Origin of the sequence: Leyella stercorea (assembly GCF_021531355.1) — a bacterium.
Taxonomy (GTDB): domain Bacteria; phylum Bacteroidota; class Bacteroidia; order Bacteroidales; family Bacteroidaceae; genus Prevotella.
The window spans coordinates 1-877 of the sequence record NZ_JADYTS010000181.1 but is presented as its reverse complement, the minus strand read 5'-3'; the positions used below and the strand labels follow the sequence as shown (position 1 = coordinate 877).

General features: G+C 53.7%; 1 rRNA gene. It reads left to right on the top strand.

The features are described from left to right. Nucleotides 1-877: ribosomal RNA gene (locus tag I6E38_RS14945) — 23S ribosomal RNA — on the top strand; the annotation flags it as partial.

The window sequence follows — 877 nt, the reverse complement described above, 5'->3', positions numbered from 1 at the left end:
GCGCAACCGCAGTGAAAGCGAGCCTGAACAGGGCGTCGAGTCAGAGGGGGTAGACGCGAAACCAAGTGATCTACACTTGTCCAGGTTGAAGTCCCGGTAACACGGGATGGAGGACCGAACCAATAAGCGTTGAAAAGCTTCTGGATGAGATGAGTGTAGGAGTGAAAGGCCAATCAAACTTGGAGATAGCTCGTACTCCCCGAAAGGCATTTAGGTGCCGCGTCGGATGGTCACCGTGAGAGGTAGAGCGACCGATAGGACAAGAGGGCTTCACCGCCTATCGAGTCCTGACGAACTCCGAATGCTCACGGTTTGCAGTCCGGCAGTAAGGGGGCGGGTGCTAAGGTCCGTCCCCGAGAGGAGAAGAATCCAGACCGCCGTCTAAGGTCCCGGAATTCTGTCTAAGTTAGTCTAACGAAGTGGGGTCTCAGTGACAGCCAGGATGTTGGCTTGGAAGCAGCCATTCATTCAAAGAGTGCGTAACAGCTCACTGGTCGAGAGTCCCTGCATGGATAATAATCGGGTATAAGGCAGATACCGAAGGCGCGGGATAGCATTAAAAAAAGTATCGGTAGGGGAGCATTCCATATCCGTCGAATGGTGCGGGTAACCTATCCTGGAGGATATGGAAAAGCAAATGTAGGTATAAGTAACGATAAGGAGGGTAAGATTCCCTCCCGCCGCAAGACTAAGGTTTCCCGGGCAATGTCAATCATCCCGGGGTCAGTCGGGTCCTAAGTCTCAGCCGAACGGCGAGGGCGATGGCAGACACGGTCAACATTCCGTGACTACCGTGGGCAGCGATGCGGAGACGGAGCAGTGAAACTTCCGCGAACCGACGGAATGGTTCGTTAAAGAGTGTAGGTGTTGATTCTGG